The sequence below is a fragment of the Streptomyces sp. Z423-1 genome, from assembly GCF_013009255.1.
Lineage (GTDB): Bacteria > Actinomycetota > Actinomycetes > Streptomycetales > Streptomycetaceae > Streptomyces > Streptomyces gossypiisoli.
The window spans coordinates 4332740-4350847 of sequence record NZ_CP053109.1 but is presented as its reverse complement, the minus strand read 5'-3'; the positions used below and the strand labels follow the sequence as shown (position 1 = coordinate 4350847).

The following is an 18108-nucleotide window of genomic DNA, read 5'->3' as shown; positions in this document are numbered from 1 at the left end:
AATGACGGACAACATCTTCGCGACCAGCGTGTTCTTCCGGCTCGCGATCGGCGGCAACGACCTGGGCGCCTTCCACACCTGCTCCGGCATGGGCGCCGAGGTCGAGATCGAGACCTACGCCGAGGGCGGCAACAACGGCTTCACCTGGAATCTGCCCGGGCGTGTGACCTGGTCGAACATCACGCTCACCCGGCCGGTCACCGCCGACACGGCGAAGATCGGCCGCTGGCTCGACGAGACGCTGAAGCGGGTGGAGCCCAAGGACGGCGAGATCGTGGCGCTGAAACCGGACCTGACCCGGATCATCAGCTGGCAGGTGTTCGGGATCGTGCCGGTGCGCTGGCAGGGCCCGTCCTTCGACCCCAGCAGCTCCCAGGCCGCCGTGGAGACCCTGGAGATCGCCCACGAGGGGCTGCGTCCTTCCTGACCCACTCTCATGAACCCCGCGCACGTGATCGTCCCGGAAAGGAAGTCCCGGCATGTCCCCAGCGTCCCGCACCAGTCGGGCCAGGGCCCAGCTGACCCTGAAGGAGCCCCCCGCCTCGGTCGGCGCGAAGCCCGGCGGGACGCTCGCGCGGATCAACCTCCAGTTCAACCCCTCCACCCTGGAGCTGCGCAAGACCACCGAGTGGCGGCGCTCCCCGTCCCGGATGGCGGAGGAGTCGGCGCTGCCCGAGTTCGTCGGCAGCGGCCCGCGCGAGCTGAGCCTGGAGGTGTTCCTGGACGCCACCGCCAAGCACGACAACTCCGTGGAGCAGGCGGTGGAGAAGCTGATGAAGGCCTGCGTGCCGACCAAGGCCAGCCTGGGCCGCAAGAAACCGGCCAGCCCGTGGGTGCGGTTCGAGTGGGGCACCGCGCGGACGACGTCGTTCGACGGGGTGCTCTCCAGCCTGTCCGTGACGTACACGCTGTTCGACGTGGACGGCAAGCCGCTCCGGGCCACCTGCCAACTGTCCATCGAGGAGGCAAGCGTCGGCCCGGCGGGCCAGAACCCGACGTCCGGCGCCCGCACCGCCCGCAGTACGCACCTCGTCGTCGCGGGCGACAGCCTGGCCCTGCTGGCCTGGCAGGAATACGGCGACGCGACGGCCTGGCGGGTCATCGCGGAGGCGAACGACATCGACGACCCGATGACGCTCGTACCCGGCACCGAACTCGTGGTGCCGGCACTGAGCGACGCGGGCGCTGAGGAGGAGCAGTGACAGCGGGGGCACGGGACGGCCGGTCGTTCGCGGCGGACCCCATCGTGGAGGCGCCCGGCGAACTTCCACCGGCCTGGGCCGCCCAGCTGGTGAGCTGTGTGGTCGACGAGAACGTGGGCCTGCCGGACGCGGCGGTGCTCACCTTCCGCGACCCCGACCACGAGTTCCTGAGGAAGACCGGCATCACCATCGGCACCCCGCTGAAGGTCTCGGTGGTGACCGTGACCGGGCAGGCCCGCGAGCGGCTGTTCAACGGCGAGGTGACCGCCCTGGAGGTGGACCGGGACCGCACGGGCTCGTTCACGGTGGTGCGCGCCTACTCCAAGGCCCACCGTCTGCAGCGGGGCCGGAAGGTGGTGGCGTACCGGAACATGACGGCGTCGGCCATTGTCCGCAAGGTGGCCGCCGGGGCGGGGCTGGCCTGCGGGACCGTGCAGGCCGCGCCGGTCACCTACCAGCAGTTGTCGCAGGCGAACGTGTCCGACTGGGAGTTCCTGCAGTTCCTGGCGGCCGAGAGCGGCGCGCAGGTGCGCGTCGACGACAAGGGGCTGCTGCAGTTCACCAAGCCGCAGAAGGCGTCCGGCGCACCCGCGCCGTCGACCTCGGCCACCCGGAACCCGATGGTGCTGGAGTACGGGCGCAACCTGCTGGCGCTACGGGCCTCCCTGTCGGCCGCGGACGGTGCGCAGCAGGTCGAGGTGCGCGGCTGGGACGTCACCACGAAGCGGCCGCTGGTGGCCAGGATGCCGTCGGTGAACAGCGACACGGTGGTGCCGGGTCTGAGCCCGGCGCTGGCCGCCCGGTTCGGCACGTCCTCGAAGCTGACCGTCACCGACACCCCGTACCGCACCCAGGCCGAGACGAAGGCGGTCGCGGACGCGGTGGCCGATCAGGTCGGCGCGGGCTTCGGGGAGCTGGAGGCGGTGGCCGAGGGCAACCCGCTGCTGCGGGCGGGCAAGCCCGTGGCGCTCGGCAACGTCGGGCAGGCGTTCTCGGGCCGCTATACGGCGACGGCGGTGCAGCACGTCCTCGAACCGCACGGCGGATACCGCACGACGGTGTGGGTCAGCGCCAGCCCCGACCGCTCCCTGACCGGCCTGGTGACCGGCGCCAACGCACCCGCCCGTGGCCCGCGCATGCCGGGCCTGGCGATCGGCGTGGTGACGGACGTACGCGAGCCCGGCGGCGCCGAGAACGGCGCGGTGAAGCTGACGTTCCCCTGGCTGGACGACACGTACACCACCGACTGGGTACGCACCGTGCAGTGGGGCGGCAAGGGCGGCGGGGGAGTGGTGAGTCCGGAGGTCAACGACGAGGTCCTGGTCGGCTTCGAACAGGGCTTGCTGGACAGCCCGTACGTCATCGGCGGCCTCTACAACGGCGTCGACAAGCCGTCGCCGCACGACGTCCCGCTGATCGACAAGACCACCGGCAAGGTCAACCGCCGCTCCTTCGTGTCGCGTTCGGGGCACCGGATGGAGCTGCTGGACGCGAGGGCTCCGGGCCTGTCGGGGGTCCGGCTCGTGAGCGCCGACGAGCGTCTCGAAGTACGTCTCGACCAGCGGCGGGGCCGGATCGAGCTGACGGTGTACGCCAGGAAGGGCAGCAGCCCGCTCAGCTCCGTCGTGCTCGACAAGAAGGGCATCACCCTGGACGCGGGGCGCGGTGACGTGAGCGTGTCCGGCCGGAACGTGGACATCCAGGGCAGGGTCGGGGTGACGATCGGCGGCCGTGACGTGAACATCAGCGGCAGTTCGGGCGTCACCGTCGACGGCGGTCTGCTCGGCGTCCTCAAGGCCAAGCTCATCAAGATCAACTGATCCTCAGTCCCTCACCTGCCGCAAGGAGCGCCGTATGCCAGCCGCAGCCCGTACCGGTGACCCCACCAACCACGGCGGTGTGATCGCCATGCCGCCGCCCGGCCCCGCCGCTCAGGCGGTGGCGCGCGTGCTGATCGGCGGCCGCCCCGCCGCCGTCGCCACCACCGTGGTCAGCGGCGTGGGCAGCGTGATCACCTGCCCGATCCCACAGCACGCGGCCCTCGGACCGACCAACGTGATCAAGCCCGACCCGACCGCGCTCGCCAAGGGCCAGGTCCTCATCGGCGGCTTGCCGGCCGCACGGGCACGCGACCGGACGACATGCGGCGCGATGATCGTGAACGGCGCCCCGAACGTGCTGATCGGGGGTGTGTGATGAGGCAGCACCCCGATCCTGCGCGGCACCGTGATCGTCCTGACCGGGGGTGTGTGATGAGCGGGCGGTTCGTTCGGCGCGGCTCTCTGCTCCGGTTGCGGGGCGGGCGTGCCGCGTGCGGGACCGTGATTCTGATCGGCGACCCGGACGTGCTGATCGGGGGTGTGTGATGAGTGCGTGGTTCGTTCGGCGCGGCTCTCTGCTCCGGTTGCGGGGCGGGCGTCCGGCGTGCGGGGCCGTGGTCCTGATCGGTGACCCGGACGTGCTGATCGGGGGTGTGTGATGAGCGAGCGGTTCATCGGCCGTGGCTGGGCGTTCCCGCTGCGGGTCGGGCCGACCGGTGGGGTCGCCATGGTCGAGCGGGAGCGGGAGATCGAGGAGGCGATCCGCCTGGTCCTCGGCACCGCGCCCGGTGAGCGCCCCATGCGCCCCGAGTTCGGCTGCGGCATCCACGACTACGTCTTCGCCCCCGGCGACGGCGCCACCGCCGGACGTATCGCACAGCAGGTGCGCGAGGCACTGGAGCGGTGGGAGCCGCGGATCGCGGTGGACGACGTGGTCGTCGCCTTCGACGCCGTCGAGGACGGCACCCTCTACATCGACGTGCACTACACGCTGCGTTCCACCAACGACCGGCGCAACCTGGTCTTTCCCTTCTACACGATCCCCTCCGAGGAGGGGGCCGAGGAACTGGTCGCGGACTGATGGCCCTGCCCTCCCCCAACCTGGACGACCGACGGTTCCAGCAACTCGTCGACGAGGCGAAGCGGTACGTGCAGCAGCGCACCCCGGAGTGGACCGACCACAACGTCTCCGACCCGGGCGTCACCCTGATCGAGACGTTCGCCTACATGGTGGACCAGCTGCTGTACCGGCTGAACCGGGTCCCGGACAAGAACTACACCGCGTTCCTGGACCTGCTGGGCATCCGCCTGTTCCCGCCCGCCGCGGCCTCCGCCGACGTCGACTTCTGGCTGTCGGCGCCGCAGCCCGACACGGTCGCGTTGCCCGCGGGCACCGAGGTGACCACCGCGGGCGGCGAGAGCGACGAGCCCGTGGTGTTCGCCACCACGGACGAACTGCGCATCGTACCCAGCGAGTTGACCCGCCTGGTGACCGCGCCCCGGACCGGTGAGCAGACTGACGTGACCGGCACGCTCGCCGAGGGCCACGACATCCGCTGCTTCCAGGCGGCTCCGGAGCCGGGCGACGCGCTGCTGTTCGGCCTGCCGACCGCGGTCCCGCGCTGCATCGTCGCGGTGCGCCTGGACAGCCGCGTGGAGGGCGTCGGCGTGGACCCGCGCCAGCCCCCGCTGGTGTGGGAGGCGTGGGACGGCGGCGGCTGGCGGGTGTGCGAGACCGGCACCGACACCACCGGCGGGCTGAACCGGCCCGGCGAGGTCATCGTGCACGTACCGGCCGGACACACGGCGTCGGTGATCGGCGGGACCCGGGCGGGCTGGCTGCGCTGCCGGGTCACCCAGGCGGAGCCCGGCCAGCCGTTCTACTCGGAGTCCCCGACGGTGCGCGAGGCGGCGGTGTTCACCGTCGGCGGCACCATGTCCGTCGAGCATGCCGAGACCGTGACCGACGTACCGCTCGGCACCTCGGAGGGGGTCGCCGGGCAGACGTTCCGGCTCGCCCGTCCGCCGGTCCTCCTCGACGGCGAGCCCCCGCTGGTGGAGGTGTCCTCGGCCGACGGCTGGCAACGCTGGGACGTGGTGGACCACTTCGGCCGCTCCGGCCCCGACGACCGGCACGTCCGCGTGGACGCCACGACCGGCGAGTTCGGCTTCCCCCCGGTGCTGCGCGAGCCGGACGGCACACTGCGGCAGTGCGGCGCCGTACCGCCCAAGGGCGCCCGGATACGGGTGGCCCGCTACCGCACCGGCGGCGGGCCGGCGGGCAACGTCGCCCGCGGCGCCATCTCCGTGCTGCTCAGCTCCGTTCCGTACGTCGCGCAGGTCACCAACCGGGAGGCGGCACGCGGCGGCGTCGCGGGCGAGACGGTGGAGAACGCCAAGCTGCGGGCGCCGGACGTGCTGCGCATGCAGGAGCGCGCGGTGACCGCCGAGGACTACGAGATCATCAGCCGCCAGGCCGCACCCTCGGTACGCCGGGTCCGCTGTCTGCCCGCCGCGGAAGGCGCGGGCGCGGTACGCGTCCTCGTCGTCCCGGACGCGGTGGCCGACGAGGGCGACGACCGGCTCCGCTTCGAGCAACTGATCCCCTCCGACCAGGTACTGCAGGCCATCACCGCGAGCCTCGACGAGCGACGCCTGATCGGCACCCGCCTCGTGGTGGAGCCGCCGGTCTACCAGGGCGTCACCGTGGTGGCCCGGCTCGCGGCGGCCCCGGGCGACACCGACCGCGTGCGCGACGCCGCGCTCGACGCGCTGTTCCGCCACCTCAACCCGCTGAGCGGCGGCCCGGACGGCACCGGCTGGCCCTTCGGCCGTCCGGTCCAGTACGGGGAGATCTTCGGCGTCCTGCAACGCGCCACCGGCAACGCCCTGGTGGAGGAGATCCGCCTGTTCCCCGCCGACCCGATCACCGGCCGCCGGGGAGCCCCGACGGACCGCATCGACCTGACCGCGGGCGCGCTGGTCTTCTCGCACCAGCACCAGGTGGTCGTGACGGCGGTCGAGCCGGGGGTGCGGGGATGAGCCGCGCCGCCGTAGAGCCGGAGGTACGGCGATGAGCCGCGCCGCCGTGGAGTTGGAGGTGCGGGGATGAGCCGTGCCGTCGTAGAGCCGGAGGTACGGCGATGAGCCGCGCCGCCGTACCCGGTCTGCCCAGCCGCCACCCGATCGGCGAGCAGCTCCCCGCCCTGTACGCCGACGACGACTTCGCGCAGCGCTTCACCGCCGGTCTCGACACCGTCCTCGCCCCGGTGTTCGCGACGCTCGACAACCTCACCGCCTACCTCGACCCCCGGGTGACGCCGACCGACTTCCTGGCCTGGCTGGCGTCCTGGGTAGGTGCCGCCGACGACCCGCAGTGGCCCGTGCAGCAGCGCCGCGAGGCGGTCGTCCGCGCGGTGGAGCTGCACCGGTGGCGCGGTACCAGGCGCGGCATGGTCGAGGCCCTGCGGCTCGCGCTCGGCGTGCACGCGGAGGTGACCGGGGACGGCGGCGCGGTGTGGTCGCGCACCGCCGGTGCCGACCTGCCGCCGGAGCCTGCCGCCGAAACGCTGGTCCGGGTGTGGCCGGGCAGCGAGCAGCGCGTGGACCCGGTGCGGGTCCGCGAGATCGTCCGGGCCATGTGCCCGGTGCACACCGTCTGTCGGGTGGAGGTCCTGCCCGGCCCGCCCGCCGACGAAGGGAGGTGACGCCATGCGCACGTGTCCCGCGTGCGGGGCGTCCAACGGCCCCGGGGACGACTTCTGCGGCAACTGCGGGGCGTATCTGGGGTGGTCCGATACGACACCGGCGGCGGGCGCATCGGCAGAGTCCGGGGAGCGCGCGGCCCCGGGTGCACCGGCAGAGTCCCGGGAGCGCGCGGCCCCGGGCACGCCGTCGGAGGCCGGGGAACCGTCGGCACGCAGCGCGCCCTTGGAGCCCGGGGAAGCGTCGGCCTTCAGTGCGCCGCCGTTCAGCGCGCCCTCGGAGCGCGAGGGGCCGTCAGCACGGAGCACACCGTCGCAGCCACCGGCGACACCGGACGCCACCCCGGCGGCCGCGCCTGCGGCGCCGGCGTCCGCCGCGACGCCCGGCCGCGCCTCGGCACTGCGCACCCGGCTGACGGGCCGCAGCCGCGGCCGCGGCGCGACGCGGCGCCCAGGCCAGGTGGAGACCACGAGCCCTGGGCCCCATCCCGGCACCGACGACGCCCGCACCGAGCCCGCCGCCCCCGCGCACGGTACGACCACCGGCGACGACGAAACCCCCGATGGGACTCCAGGGCCAGAACCCGCCGGACCCGCAACGGGAACACGACCACCGCAATCCCCGTCCGCCCCCACTCCCCGTGCGCCGACCGACCGCAACGCGCCCGCCGCCCCTACCCCCGTTGCGCCGACCGACCGCGACGCGCCCGCCGCCCGCATCCCCGATGCTTCGACTGACCCCGACGCGCCGGGCCCCCGGCCTCAGGCCGCCGCCACTCCCCGTGCGTCGATCGACCGCAATGCGCCCGCTCCTACCCCTAACCCACCGACCGACCGCAACGCGCCCGCCCCTACTCCCAATGCGCCGACCAACCGCAACGCACCCACCCCTACCTCTAACCCACCGACCGACCGCAACGCGCCCGGCCCCCGACCCCCCGCCGCCCCCACCCCCGACCCACCGACCAACCACAACGCCCCCGCCCCCCGGCTCCCGGCCACCACTCCCACCCCCACCCCCACCCCACCGACACCAGACCCCGTCCCCGTCCGCCCCGCCAAGCCGGTGGCCCCCCGCCCCGTCGTGCGGCCCGTGGCGGTGCCGGAGGACGACGTTGCGGGGGCGCCCTGCCCCGTCTGCGGTACGCCCAACCCACCGGGTCGCCGGTTCTGCCGGCGCTGCGCGGCCGAGCTGAGTCCCGCGGCGAAGCGGGAGCCGTTGCCGTGGTGGCGGACCGTGTGGCCGTTCCGGCGCCGGGTGCGGGCGAGTTCGGGCCGGGCGGTGCGACTGCTGGTGATCCTGGGCGTGGTGGTGGCGCTGTGCGCGGCCGGTCTCCTGCTGCTCCCGGCCGGACGCGCCCTGTTCGAGGACACCCGGGACAAACTGGGCAAGGCCAAGCCCGTGACCCCGGCGGACATCGAGGCGAGCGCCGAGGTCGCCCGGCACCCGGCGACGAACACGACGGACGGGCTGAGCAACCGCTACTGGGGCGCGCCCGCGCCGGGCGCCTCGGTGACGTACACCTTCCGCAAGCCGTTCCGGCTGGTCGACCTGATCATCACCAACGGCGCGTCCGCGAAGCCGGAGGACTACGCCCGTCAGGCACGCGCGCTCCAACTGGACATGGAGGTGACGACGCAGAACGGCGAGAAGCTCCACAAGGAACTCACCCTCAGCGACAAACCGGGCGCACAGACGATCCCCACCGGTATCAGCGACGTGCGGACGGTCCGCCTGGTCCTGCGCTCACCCGTCGGCCTGACCCCGGGCCGTCATCTGGCCCTGGCGGAGGTCGAGTTCTTCCAGCGAAGCTGACAGCCCTCACCCGGCGGGGGACGGGACGGTGGGCGCACCGGCGAGGACACCGCCGTCCACGATGAACTCGGTCCTCAGCGGTGCTCCGGGTTCTCGTAGTCGTGGCGGCAGCCGGCGTCCCAGGCGGTGCGCTGGTTGCCGTAGACGGGGATGCCTCCCGCGTCCTTGAGGAGGCGCGCCAGATGCAGCAGGTTCCAGGTCATGAACGTGGTGTTGCGGTTGGTGAAGTCGTTCTCCGGGCCGCCCGAGCCGGGATCGAGGTAGGAGGGACCGGGACCGGCTTCGCCGATCCAGCCGGCGTCGGCCTGCGGGGGGACGGTGTAACCGAGGTGCTGGAGGCTGTAGAGGACGTTCATGGCGCAGTGTTTGACGCCGTCCTCGTTCCCGGTGATCAGGCAGCCGCCGACCCGCCCGTAGTAGGCGTACTGCCCCGAGTCGTTGAGGAGGCTGGAGCAGGCGTAGAGGCGTTCGATCACCTGCTTGGTGACCGAGCTGTTGTCGCCGAGCCAGATCGGCCCCGCCAGCACCAGGATGTCCGCCGCCATGACCTTCTCGTACAGCGCGGGCCAGGCATCGCTCTGCCAGCCGTGTTCGGTCATGTCCGGCCACACTCCGGTGGCGATGTCGTGGTCGACGGCGCGCACGACGTCGACCTGGACGCCCTGAGCCGCCATGATGCGCACGCTGCGGTCGATGAGCCCCTGGGTGTTACTGCTCTCCGGTGACCGCTTGAGCGTGCAGTTGAAGACGAGGGCGCGCAGGTCGTCGTAGTGCGCGGGCGGTGCGTCGGCGATCGGTGAGAGGTCGGTCACGGGCTCTCCGGGGGTACGTGCCACCGCGCCTTCGCGGTGTCTCAACGCCTCCATCGTCGCTGGCGCGGCGGCCGTCCCGACGGCTGCGCCACCACCGGTCCCCGGTAACCACCCCGACAGCCGAACGGCCGCGACAGGCCGGAGCCTGCCGCGGACCTTGACCTGCTCCGCAGGCCTATTCGCCCTTCGGACCCTTCGGAGCCGCCTGCTGGATCACCTCGAAGGACCAGAGGGTCGAGCCCGAGGCCGCGGGCTTGGGGCGCTCCCCGCCCGCCCCTTCACCGGCGCCCTGGTGGGCCGCCTTCATCGGGCCCTCCATCCAGGCCTGGAAGGACTCCTCGTCCCGCCACCGGGTGTAGACCAGGTAGTTGTCGGTGCCGTCGACCGGGCGCAGGAGCTCGAACCACTCGAAGCCGTCGGAACTCTCCACGGCGTGCGCCCGGGAGGCGAACCGCTTCTCCAGAACCTCCCGCTGCTCGGCGGGCACGGTCAGCACATTGATCTTGACTACGCTCATGGCTCCATCCTGCCCGCTTTTCCGCGCGTACGACGTCCCGGACCGGCCCGCGCAGGGCGCCGGTGCCGTGCACCCGTAGGGATGCCGCAGCGGATGTGCCGGCAAGCCCGTAGGGGGCAACGGGGGATCTCCGTAAGGGGTCAATGGGGGACCCGTAAGGGGTCAGCCGGGGACCCCGTAAGGGATCAACAGGGGATCTCCGTAAGGGATGTCACAGCTCGGCCGCAAAGCCGGGTCCGGAACCCGGGGCCCGGCCCACCGCTCTCCGAGACCAGGTACGTTCGATGACGTGGCTGGATTCAGGATCGGACGCGGCGGCCGGAACGACCGCGCCCCGCACACGCGACCGCAACACCCCCCGCACGGACAGCAGGCGCCGCAGGGGCCGTCGTACGGCTACCCCCAGGCCCCGCAGCCGCACCCGTACCCCGGGCAGCAGAGCTATGGGAACGCGGGGAACGCCCCCTGGCCGCAGACGAACGGCGGTTACGGCGGTCCGGGCGGCGGCGAGCCCGAGTACTTCGGCGACGACGGCGCGTACCAGCAGGGCGGGCCGGACCCGTACGCCGCGAACAACCCGGGTCACACGCAGGCCTTCGCGGTCGGCGAGGACCCGTACAGCCAGGGCGGCACCTACCGCGCCGGCTCGGCCCCGGCCGCCCCGGTCGGCCCGCGGCTGCACTGGAAGGACCTGCTGAGGGGCATCGTCCTGGCCCCCCAGCAGACGTTCCTCCAGATGCGCGACTACACGATGTGGGGTCCCGCCCTCATCGTGACCTTCCTCTACGGCCTGCTCGCGGTCTTCGGCTTCGACGGCGCCCGCGAGGACGCGATCAACGCCACCCTCTCCAACGCCATCCCGATCGTCCTGACGACGGCCGTCGCGATGGTGCTCAGCGCGTTCATCCTGGGCGTGGTCACGCACACCCTGGCCCGCCAGCTGGGCGGCGACGGGGCGTGGCAGCCGACGGTCGGCCTCTCCATGCTGATCATGTCCATCACGGACGCTCCCCGTCTGCTGGTCGCGATGTTCATGGGCGGCGACGCCCCCTTCGTCCAGATCCTCGGCTGGGCCACGTGGGTCGCGGGCGGCGCCCTCCTGACCCTGATGGTGTCCAAGTCGCACGACCTGCCGTGGCCGAAGGCGCTGGGCGCGTCGGCGATCCAGCTGATAGCGCTGCTGTCGATCGTGAAGCTGGGCACGGTGTAGTCCGCGTCTCGCGTCTCCACGACTTCTTCTCTTCGCTCATGGAAAGGGCCCCGGCGATACCGCCGGGGCCCTTTCGCCGCTGTCCTGATACGTCCGTCCTGATACGCCTGTCCTTATACGTCGTACGTCTGTCCCGACGCCTCAGGCGTCGAGCACCTGCCCGGCACGCCGCACGACGGGCGGCTGAACGGACCACGGGAAGTTGATCCACTCGTCGGTGCGCTTCCAGACGTACTCGCACTGCACGAGGGAGTGGGACTTCTCATAGATCACGGCGGAGCGCACCTCGGCGACGGCGTCGAGGCAGAAGTCGCGGACGAGCTTGAGCGTCTTGCCGGTATCGGCGACATCGTCGGCGATGAGGATCTTCTTGTCGGAGAAGTCGACGACGTTGGGGACGGGAGCAAGCATGACGGGCATTTCGAGGGTGGTCCCCACGCCCGTATAAAACTCCACATTCACCAGATGAATGTTCTTGCAGTCGAGGGCGTAGGCGAGCCCACCGGCCACGAACACCCCGCCACGGGCGATGCTGAGCACTATGTCGGGCTCGTACCCGTCGTCGGCGACAGCCTGCGCGAGCTCGCGGACGGCGACGCCGAACTGCTCGTAGGTCAGGTTCTCTCGTAGGTCACTCATGTCGCTGATGTCACTCACGTCAGTCGAGGGGCCTCAGACCTGGGTCCGATGGAAGTTGACGAAGGACCGGGAGGCGGTGGGCCCGCGCTGCCCCTGGTACCGCGACCCGTACCGCTCACTCCCGTACGGGAACTCGGCGGGCGAGCTGAGCCGGAACATGCACAGCTGGCCGATCTTCATGCCGGGCCAGAGCTTGATGGGGAGCGTCGCGAGGTTGGACAGCTCCAGGGTCACGTGCCCGGAGAAGCCCGGGTCGATGAACCCGGCGGTGGAGTGGGTGACGAGCCCGAGCCGGCCGAGGGAGCTCTTGCCCTCCAGGCGGGAGGCGAGATCGTCGGGCAGCGTGATGACCTCGTACGTCGAGGCGAGCACGAACTCACCGGGGTGCAGGATGAACGGCTCGTCGCCCTCGGGCTCGACCAGCCGCGTCAGGTCGGCCTGCTCGATGGAGGGGTCGATGTGCGGGTACCGGTGGTTCTCGAACACCCGGAAATACCGATCCAGCCGCACGTCGATGCTCGACGGCTGCACCATGGATTCGTCGTAGGGATCGATCCGTACCCGCCCGGCGTCGATCTCGGCCCGGATGTCCTTGTCAGAGAGAAGCACGCCCCGAGGATACGCAAGACGCGCGGAGCCACCACAATCGCGACGACTCCACGCGCCCACGGCGAGACCAGTCTCTCCTCTGCTCTCTTCCTCTTTTTGCTACCGCTTCTGCAGACTCACCGGCACGACGCTGCGCAAGCGCGCGCATCGCGGACAGCGGAGAAGCCGACCAGGGCCGAGGCGCTCGGCCTGCTGCATCGGGAACGAAGCGGTGGTGAACACGTGCCCATCGGCACAACGGACGACGGTGCGCTCCATCAAGTCCTGAAGTCCCTTCCCCAAAGAGCCGCGTCTGGCTGATGCCCGGACGAGGAAGGCCACATTACGGGATGAATAGGACGCCCCTCCAGGCGGCACTCCGACCCCGCCCAGCCCCTCTCCCACCCCTTCACCGTACGCCCCAACTCCCGCTCCCCGCAGCCCGCATCCCACCCCCCGAACAACGGCAGGCCCCGCGGTGTGAGCACCGGGGGCCTGCGATGAGGTACAGTAAGCGAGCGTTCGGACACCGATCTAGGTCGGCGTCTTACGCGGGTGTAGTTTAATGGTAGAACATCAGCTTCCCAAGCTGAGAGCGCGAGTTCGATTCTCGTCACCCGCTCAGAGAGAAACCCCAGGTCAGCGGCCTGGGGTTTATTGGTTGTCTAGACCATTTTTAGGGCTCCGTGCCCTCCGCGTGCCCTAAGTCGCGCGAATGCGCACCAGGAGGAGCGCCGGAAGGTGCTTTCCGACGATGCGTCAGTCGATCGTCTCGAATGGTGAGACCCATATTCTGTGACCTGCACCACTAGCTGGTGGGGAGTCGGTGAAGTCGCATACACAAAGCGGTAGTTCAGGGTGGTGCGGAGATCCGCACTACCACGTGCGGGGGTGTGCCGGGAGCGGGGACCGGCGAGGGGCCCACCGTTGCGGTCATCGCACGGTCCGGTCGGCAGCCGAAGGCGAGATGCGCGCCGAGGCTGGAGTTGGTCATGCCCGGATCTCTGCTGTGCCTGAGCGGTTCGTGGTCTACCCCGCCGGCAGGTTGCGTGTCCTGGCGCGGCGGGTCGCGCCGGTCCGAGCGGCGGACGGGGGCGGGCCGGCCGCCTTGACCGTGCGCAGGATGGGAGCGGGCAGAGCCATCCCGACCTCCGTGGCAAACAACCGCGCCCGCGGCGTGTACAGCTTCTCCACGTAGACGACCTCCGGGCCGCGCAGGACGCACAGATGGATGGTCAGCACGCGGCCGATACGGAACACGTCCAGCAGATCGAACGCCTTCTGCATGACCGACGACGGACCGGCCGTCTCCCGCACTGCGACTCCATCGCCCATGTGCAGTCCTTTCAGGAACACCTTGGGAATGACCGCTCTCGGGTCTGTCTCGCAGATCGGTGCGGGGGCGCGGCTCGCGGTGATCTGCGGGACAGACCCGGGGGTGGTCAGGCCCTGATCAGCTTGGCGATCCGCAGCCCGTGCTCGGCGGCCTGCTCGTGCCCCGTCTTCATCGACTCTTCGGCCAGCCCTCGCAGGTGCACCATCTCCGGGTTCCAGAACGCGTGGGTCAGCTCCGCCTCGGCGATCTGCAGGTCGAGGCCGAAGACGTCGGCCAGGATCCTGCGCAGGTAGGGCGTGGCGTAGTCCCAGCCCTCCTTGGGGGAGCCGGGCCCGTAGCCGCCGCCCCGGCTCAGCGTCAGGAGCGCCGGCTTGCCCTGGAGCGGCCGGTCACCGTGTATCCCCACCTGGGGGTGCTTCAGGATCAGGTCGATCCAGGTCTTCACCTGTTCCGGGACATTCCAGTTGTACATCGGCACGGCGAACAGGAACGCGTCGGCCTCAAGCAGTTCCACGCCGAGACGGTCGAGGAGCTCGTGCGCCTCGCGCGGGGCCGGTGCGGCCGGGTTGACGACTTCATGGGCGAGCGCCGTCCACGCGTCCCCGGGCAGCGGCTGGACCCCGAGGTCGCGCCGGATCACGACGCCGCCCGGGTGCTGGGCGAGCCACGCCTGCTCGGCGGTGTCGGCGAGGGCGCGGCTCACCGATCCTTCGGTACGGATGCTCGCGTCGAGACGGAACAGCTTCATGGTGCCGGTACCTCCGAGTAGTCCTGCTGTGGTGCAGATAGTATGCATGGCAGAACATCTGCTCGCAAGAAAGATGCTCTGGATAACATTGCGCCCCGACACCGGCACCGAACACGCCCCGAGATGCTATGCCGGGAAGATGTTCTGCAATCCAGACTATCTGCCTTGATGTAGAAAAGTGCTATGGTGACGGGATGCCCTCCGAACCCCGCGACCGAGCGAACAGCAGCGCCAAGTGCCTCGCCCTGGACAACGACCTGGTCTGGGCCATTCGCATGATCTCGGGGGCGCTTCGGCGCGCCGCGGCCGACGCCTCGGAGACCCTGCCCGGAGGATCACGCGCCTACCTGGTGCTCGTGGCATTGGCCGAGGCCGGGGACAAACCCCCCACGCAACTCGAACTGGCCGGCCAGGTCGGTCTCGACCGGACGGTGATGACCTACCTTCTCGACGACCTGGAGGGGCAGGGTCTGCTGTCGCGACGCCCGAACCCGCAGGACCGGCGGGCCCGCCACGTGATCCTGTCGGACGAAGGCCGATCGCAACTGCTGCGCATGCGAACTGATGTCGCGGCCGCCGAAGAACGGCTGCTCGCGGAGTTGAACGACGAACAGCGGGCCCAGTTCCGAGACCTCCTGACCCGGGTCGCGCTCACCGCTCAGCGGGGCACTCTCAAAGACTGAGATATCGTAGACGGCGGCACTCATCCTTGAGACAGGCGGCGGAATTCGGTGGGCGTCCCGCACTGTGGTGGCACTCTGCCTGCGCTGGCCGACCGTATTGACGCCTTCATGCGACTGTTCTTGTCCGGCCAAGGTTCCGGGGCTCCTGACGCCGTGGCCCAGCTTCGACGTCTGTACTACGACACGGCTGGTACTCCCTTCCCTCGCCAGCTCCCCGCTCTGCTGGGTCTGGCCGACCCTTCACGGCTGCTCCTCGGCAGTGACTACTGCTGGACTCCTGCCGCAGCCGTCGAGGCACATGCCGCGTCCTTCGATGCCGCCGGCCCGATCGACGGCACCACGTGGCGAGGCTTGACCGCCACCAACGCTCACCGGCTGATTCCCCGTCTCATTCGCTGATCGAGGTCACGTCGTGGATCGACACCTGGAGCGACAACCCGCGGCCCGGCCCTTCACCAGGACCAGGACCAGGACCCCCGACGAAATCCTCGACTCCGTCGCCCATCACCTCAGCAAGGTCACACCCCGTCCGGCCTCCCGCGCCGGCCAGATCCAACGCGATGTCGGTGATCATGTCCTCCTGGCCGCCGACCATGCGCCGCCTGCCGGCCTCGACGAGGATGCTGCGGGTGTCCAGGCCGTAGCGCGCGGCGGCGGTCTCGGCGTGGCGCAGGAAGCTGGAGTACACGCCTGCGTAGCCGAGGCTGAGCGTCTCGCGGTCCACCCGTACCTCGCGGTCCTGCAGCGGACGTACGAGATCGTCGGCGGCGTACATCAGCGGGAACAGGTCGCAGGCGTGCTCCCGGCCCATCAGGTCGGCCACCGCGACGAAAGCCTCCAGGGGACAGTTGCCCGCGCCTGCCCCCTGACCGGCGAACACGCTGTCCGCCGACGTCGTACGGGCCGCCTGTGTCGGAGGGGCGGAGATCACGGGCTGACGGCCGCCGTCGGAACGTACATCGACGGATGTACGTCGCTCAGCCCGCGGATGCAGACGCGGCCCCCCGTAACGTCGCTCCTCGGTCCGTCGATCCGGGCGGGATGCGGGGTCATGGCGGGCGCTCGCCGCCACCCATTGTCTTCTTCTGTCTTTTTCGCGGTCCTGGAAGAGGGCCGCTGGCCTCTGGGCCCGGCACGACTGTTGCATAAGAACGCCCCACATGCGTGAGCGATGCATGAGCGGACGGTGTGGGACGAGCCGTCACACGCTGGTTCGCCCTCCTGTGCCGTGTGGCGCTGATCAGGCAGAACAGCACTACACGGCAGAGCCCGTCACCCCCCGGCAAGGATTCGATCCCACTCCACCAGCGGTGGCGCGGGCGATGCGGCCGCAGCCCGCTGGTCGAACCGAGCCTCTTCCGCGGGATCGGCTTTCCCGCCGCACTGACGGCATCCGTGCTCTTCTTCGCCGCGGTCAACTCTGATGCCGGTGATCGCGGTGCAACTGCAAGTGGGGCTGCACAGCGACGCGCTGACAGCGGGCCTCACCCTGCTGCCGTGGTCGGTCGCGATGGCCCTGTCGTCCTGGGCCGCCGGCGCCTGGCTCGTACCGCGGTACGGCGCCCGCGTCATGTCCGCCGGCCTGCTGGCCCTGCTCGCCGGCACCGCGGCCGCGGCGATGGTGTACGCCACCGGCCGACCCGGCGCCTACCCGTGGCCGCTGCTCCCGGCGCTGGCGGTGGCCGGCCTCGGACAGGGCCTGTACGCCGTACCGTTCTTCACCACCGCCCTGCCACGTCCGCCCGCACGAGACCGGCTCGGCGGCCGGACTGCTCAACGCCGTCCAGCAACTCGGCGGCACCCTCGGCGTCGCCCTGCTCGGCAGCGTCTTCTTTCGCACCACTGCGTCCGGCGCGCACGCGCACGGGAGCGCCGCGCTGACCGGCGCACGGAACGCCTTCTGCGTCGCGGCGGGGCTGGTCCTCGCCACGGCTGCCGCCACCGCCTTCATCGCCCCGCGACAGCAGCGGAGTTCTGCATCCGCCGGTCCCACCTCAGATCACGCGTCGGCAATCCGGCACAGCTCTCAGCGGTGAGCGGCCACGCGGCCCGCGAGGTGCTCACGGCACGCCGCTCCGCCCGGGACGACTGATGTCCACCAACGCGGTGCCGACGATGAAGCACGTGGCCCCGGCCGGAAGTCCGCCGAGGCCACGTCGACTGCCGTCGGTTACCCCTCGCGGGCCTCCTGGCGCCCGCCGCCCGCTTCGCGCAGCTGCTGCCGTACCTCGGCATCAATGCCCTGGGCGAGCTTGCGCTGATGCTTCGCCGTCGAATGCTGGTAGATCAGCTGGGCCCGCTCCGAGGACTGGCCGGCGCGGACCATGAGGTCCTTCAGCTTGGCGCCGGTGTCGGCGGCCAAGGTATTGCCGGTGTGCCGGAGGTCGTAGGAGCGGAAGTTGTCCGGCATCCCGACCTTGGTCCTCGCCTTGCGCCACTTCCGTCCGAAGGTCGAGCGGCGGAAGGGCGCTCCCTTCTCGCCCACGAACAGGAGGCCGTCCGGCTCCTTCTCGGCGAACCACTGCAGGTGGCGACGCAGCTCGGGCTTCAGGAAGTCCGGCAGGTAGACAGTGCGCTTGCCTGCCCGTGTCTTGGGATCGCCGGTGACGCGCCTTCCGTTGGTCAGCTCCGGGGAAGCCTGGGTGACACGCAGGGAGCATTCGTCGAGATCGACACTGCGACGGCGAACTCGCCCGCTACCGGCCGGCTCGCGCCGCCCGCGAGGTCGCCGTCGCCGCCGGACAACCCGATGCTCTTAGCGTGCCGTGCCGCTGGTGCCACGTCGGCCAGGGCGAACCCTGCCGCAGCCGGCGCCTGGGGCTCGACGGCCGTGCCCAGGGCAACGCACCCCGCACGACCCCGCACCCCACTCGCGTTGACCTCGCTGTAGCAGCGCTGGCTCGGCAGAAGGCCGCGTGACCCGCGGTCTGCGTGCCGACGCCGACACCTGACCGGCAGCCCCTCCGCCGCTCGCCGCCAGCGCCAACGCCTAGCCTGCGCGTTTCACTCGCGGCGGTGTCCGAGTCTTGATCG

General features: G+C 70.9%; 18 protein-coding genes, 1 tRNA gene and 3 pseudogenes. 13 read left to right on the top strand and 9 right to left on the bottom strand.

Features of this window, described 5'->3' with window-relative positions:
• The first annotated feature begins 1 nt into the window (after nt 1).
• From HJD23_RS19415 to HJD23_RS19380, 8 genes are all read left to right on the top strand, one after another.
• Nucleotides 2–427, top strand: a complete 426-nt coding sequence (locus tag HJD23_RS19415) for a phage tail protein (RefSeq protein ID WP_171117306.1) — start codon at nt 2–4, stop codon at nt 425–427.
• A gap of 52 nt (nt 428–479) precedes the next feature.
• Nucleotides 480–1202, top strand: a complete 723-nt coding sequence (locus HJD23_RS19410; protein ID WP_171117308.1) for a LysM peptidoglycan-binding domain-containing protein — start codon at nt 480–482, stop codon at nt 1200–1202.
• Complete coding sequence (locus HJD23_RS19405; RefSeq protein ID WP_171117310.1) at nt 1199–3022, top strand: VgrG-related protein; 1824 nt, start codon at nt 1199–1201, stop codon at nt 3020–3022. Before HJD23_RS19410 ends, HJD23_RS19405 begins: the two co-directional genes overlap by 4 nt.
• Before the next feature lie 34 nt (nt 3023–3056).
• Nucleotides 3057–3398, top strand: coding sequence for a PAAR domain-containing protein (locus HJD23_RS19400; protein ID WP_171117312.1), 342 nt, complete (start codon nt 3057–3059; stop codon nt 3396–3398).
• A gap of 282 nt (nt 3399–3680) precedes the next feature.
• Nucleotides 3681–4103, top strand: coding sequence for a GPW/gp25 family protein (locus HJD23_RS19395; protein WP_171117314.1), 423 nt, complete (start codon nt 3681–3683; stop codon nt 4101–4103).
• Nucleotides 4103–6064: a putative baseplate assembly protein gene (locus tag HJD23_RS19390; RefSeq protein ID WP_171117316.1), complete on the top strand. Its 1962-nt coding sequence runs from the start codon at nt 4103–4105 to the stop codon at nt 6062–6064. The genes HJD23_RS19395 and HJD23_RS19390 overlap by 1 nt, the downstream gene beginning before the upstream one ends.
• 101 nt (nt 6065–6165) lie before the next feature.
• Entirely contained in the window at nt 6166–6729 is a 564-nt protein-coding gene (locus HJD23_RS19385) for a phage tail protein (protein WP_171117318.1), read from the top strand.
• A 1090-nt stretch (nt 6730–7819) separates the two neighbouring features.
• A complete protein-coding gene (locus tag HJD23_RS19380; protein WP_240980753.1) occupies nt 7820–8542 on the top strand; it encodes a zinc ribbon domain-containing protein in 723 nt (240 codons plus the stop codon).
• 74 nt (nt 8543–8616) lie between these two features.
• Here the strand turns inward: HJD23_RS19380 and HJD23_RS19375 are convergent, their stop codons facing one another.
• Together HJD23_RS19375 and HJD23_RS19370 are read right to left on the bottom strand one after the other, a co-directional pair.
• Nucleotides 8617–9354: a flavodoxin family protein gene (locus HJD23_RS19375; protein ID WP_240980752.1), complete on the bottom strand. Its 738-nt coding sequence runs from the start codon at nt 9352–9354 to the stop codon at nt 8617–8619.
• Nucleotides 9355–9529: 175 nt separating this feature from the next.
• On the bottom strand, nt 9530–9871 hold the full coding sequence (locus HJD23_RS19370) for an antibiotic biosynthesis monooxygenase (protein ID WP_171115780.1): 342 nt from the start codon (nt 9869–9871) through the stop codon (nt 9530–9532).
• A 208-nt stretch (nt 9872–10079) separates the two neighbouring features.
• Here HJD23_RS19370 and HJD23_RS19365 point away from each other — a divergent pair, with 208 nt between their 5' ends.
• Nucleotides 10080–11081 carry a Yip1 family protein gene (locus tag HJD23_RS19365; RefSeq protein ID WP_171115778.1) on the top strand — a complete coding sequence of 334 codons (1002 nt, stop codon included), beginning with the start codon at nt 10080–10082 and terminating at the stop codon, nt 11079–11081.
• Nucleotides 11082–11222: 141 nt separating this feature from the next.
• Here the strand turns inward: HJD23_RS19365 and HJD23_RS19360 are convergent, their stop codons facing one another.
• Nucleotides 11223–11720 carry a phosphoribosyltransferase gene (locus HJD23_RS19360; RefSeq protein WP_171115776.1) on the bottom strand — a complete coding sequence of 166 codons (498 nt, stop codon included), beginning with the start codon at nt 11718–11720 and terminating at the stop codon, nt 11223–11225.
• Nucleotides 11721–11753: 33 nt separating this feature from the next.
• Entirely contained in the window at nt 11754–12329 is a 576-nt protein-coding gene (gene dcd, locus HJD23_RS19355) for a dCTP deaminase (RefSeq protein ID WP_171115774.1), read from the bottom strand.
• Between the two features lie 530 nt (nt 12330–12859).
• On the opposite strand from dcd, the gene HJD23_RS19350 reads away from it, so the two are divergent.
• Nucleotides 12860–12930: transfer RNA gene (locus HJD23_RS19350), tRNA-Gly, on the top strand.
• Nucleotides 12931–13161: 231 nt separating this feature from the next.
• On the opposite strand, the gene HJD23_RS19345 is transcribed toward HJD23_RS19350, so the two are convergent.
• The 3 genes from HJD23_RS19345 to HJD23_RS19335 form a co-directional block, all read right to left on the bottom strand.
• Entirely contained in the window at nt 13162–13302 is a 141-nt protein-coding gene (locus tag HJD23_RS19345; protein ID WP_171115772.1) for a hypothetical protein, read from the bottom strand.
• Nucleotides 13303–13337: 35 nt separating this feature from the next.
• The gene (locus HJD23_RS19340) at nt 13338–13643 is read right to left on the bottom strand and encodes a hypothetical protein (RefSeq protein WP_171115770.1); all 306 of its coding nucleotides are present in this window, start codon (nt 13641–13643) and stop codon (nt 13338–13340) included.
• 107 nt (nt 13644–13750) lie between these two features.
• Entirely contained in the window at nt 13751–14392 is a 642-nt protein-coding gene (locus HJD23_RS19335; protein WP_171115768.1) for an NAD(P)H-dependent oxidoreductase, read from the bottom strand.
• Between the two features lie 194 nt (nt 14393–14586).
• On the opposite strand from HJD23_RS19335, the gene HJD23_RS19330 reads away from it, so the two are divergent.
• Nucleotides 14587–15075 carry a MarR family transcriptional regulator gene (locus tag HJD23_RS19330; RefSeq protein ID WP_240980751.1) on the top strand — a complete coding sequence of 163 codons (489 nt, stop codon included), beginning with the start codon at nt 14587–14589 and terminating at the stop codon, nt 15073–15075.
• A gap of 544 nt (nt 15076–15619) precedes the next feature.
• On the opposite strand, the pseudogene HJD23_RS19325 reads toward HJD23_RS19330, so the two are convergent.
• Nucleotides 15620–15949 (bottom strand): annotated as a pseudogene (locus tag HJD23_RS19325) (4-hydroxy-2-oxovalerate aldolase); the annotation flags it as partial.
• A 555-nt stretch (nt 15950–16504) separates the two neighbouring features.
• On the opposite strand from HJD23_RS19325, the gene HJD23_RS19320 reads away from it, so the two are divergent.
• A complete protein-coding gene (locus HJD23_RS19320) occupies nt 16505–17167 on the top strand; it encodes a hypothetical protein (RefSeq protein ID WP_171115766.1) in 663 nt (220 codons plus the stop codon).
• Nucleotides 17168–17245: 78 nt separating this feature from the next.
• Here the strand turns inward: HJD23_RS19320 and HJD23_RS19315 are convergent.
• Nucleotides 17246–17764 (bottom strand): annotated as a pseudogene (locus tag HJD23_RS19315) (tyrosine-type recombinase/integrase); the annotation flags it as partial.
• Between HJD23_RS19315 and HJD23_RS43915 the strand changes: the two are divergent.
• Nucleotides 17764–17994 (top strand): annotated as a pseudogene (locus tag HJD23_RS43915) (hypothetical protein); the annotation flags it as partial. The pseudogenes HJD23_RS19315 and HJD23_RS43915 sit on opposite strands and share 1 nt — an antisense overlap.
• Nucleotides 17995–18108: the final 114 nt, after the last annotated feature.

What these genes read in the sequence shown, in the direction of transcription:
- HJD23_RS19415 (WP_171117306.1), top strand. Translation starts at nt 2, where the DNA reads ATGACGGACAACATCTTCGCGACCAGCGTGTTCTTCCGGCTCGCGATC.
- HJD23_RS19345 (WP_171115772.1), bottom strand. Translation starts at nt 13,302, where the DNA reads ATGACCAACTCCAGCCTCGGCGCGCATCTCGCCTTCGGCTGCCGACCG.
- HJD23_RS19395 (WP_171117314.1), top strand. Translation starts at nt 3,681, where the DNA reads ATGAGCGAGCGGTTCATCGGCCGTGGCTGGGCGTTCCCGCTGCGGGTC.
- HJD23_RS19365 (WP_171115778.1), top strand. Translation starts at nt 10,080, where the DNA reads ATGTCACAGCTCGGCCGCAAAGCCGGGTCCGGAACCCGGGGCCCGGCC.
- HJD23_RS19410 (WP_171117308.1), top strand. Translation starts at nt 480, where the DNA reads ATGTCCCCAGCGTCCCGCACCAGTCGGGCCAGGGCCCAGCTGACCCTG.
- HJD23_RS19400 (WP_171117312.1), top strand. Translation starts at nt 3,057, where the DNA reads ATGCCAGCCGCAGCCCGTACCGGTGACCCCACCAACCACGGCGGTGTG.
- HJD23_RS19330 (WP_240980751.1), top strand. Translation starts at nt 14,587, where the DNA reads ATGCCCTCCGAACCCCGCGACCGAGCGAACAGCAGCGCCAAGTGCCTC.
- HJD23_RS19340 (WP_171115770.1), bottom strand. Translation starts at nt 13,643, where the DNA reads ATGGGCGATGGAGTCGCAGTGCGGGAGACGGCCGGTCCGTCGTCGGTC.
- HJD23_RS19385 (WP_171117318.1), top strand. Translation starts at nt 6,166, where the DNA reads ATGAGCCGCGCCGCCGTACCCGGTCTGCCCAGCCGCCACCCGATCGGC.
- HJD23_RS19390 (WP_171117316.1), top strand. Translation starts at nt 4,103, where the DNA reads ATGGCCCTGCCCTCCCCCAACCTGGACGACCGACGGTTCCAGCAACTC.
- HJD23_RS19360 (WP_171115776.1), bottom strand. Translation starts at nt 11,720, where the DNA reads ATGAGTGACCTACGAGAGAACCTGACCTACGAGCAGTTCGGCGTCGCC.
- HJD23_RS19370 (WP_171115780.1), bottom strand. Translation starts at nt 9,871, where the DNA reads ATGAGCGTAGTCAAGATCAATGTGCTGACCGTGCCCGCCGAGCAGCGG.
- HJD23_RS19335 (WP_171115768.1), bottom strand. Translation starts at nt 14,392, where the DNA reads ATGAAGCTGTTCCGTCTCGACGCGAGCATCCGTACCGAAGGATCGGTG.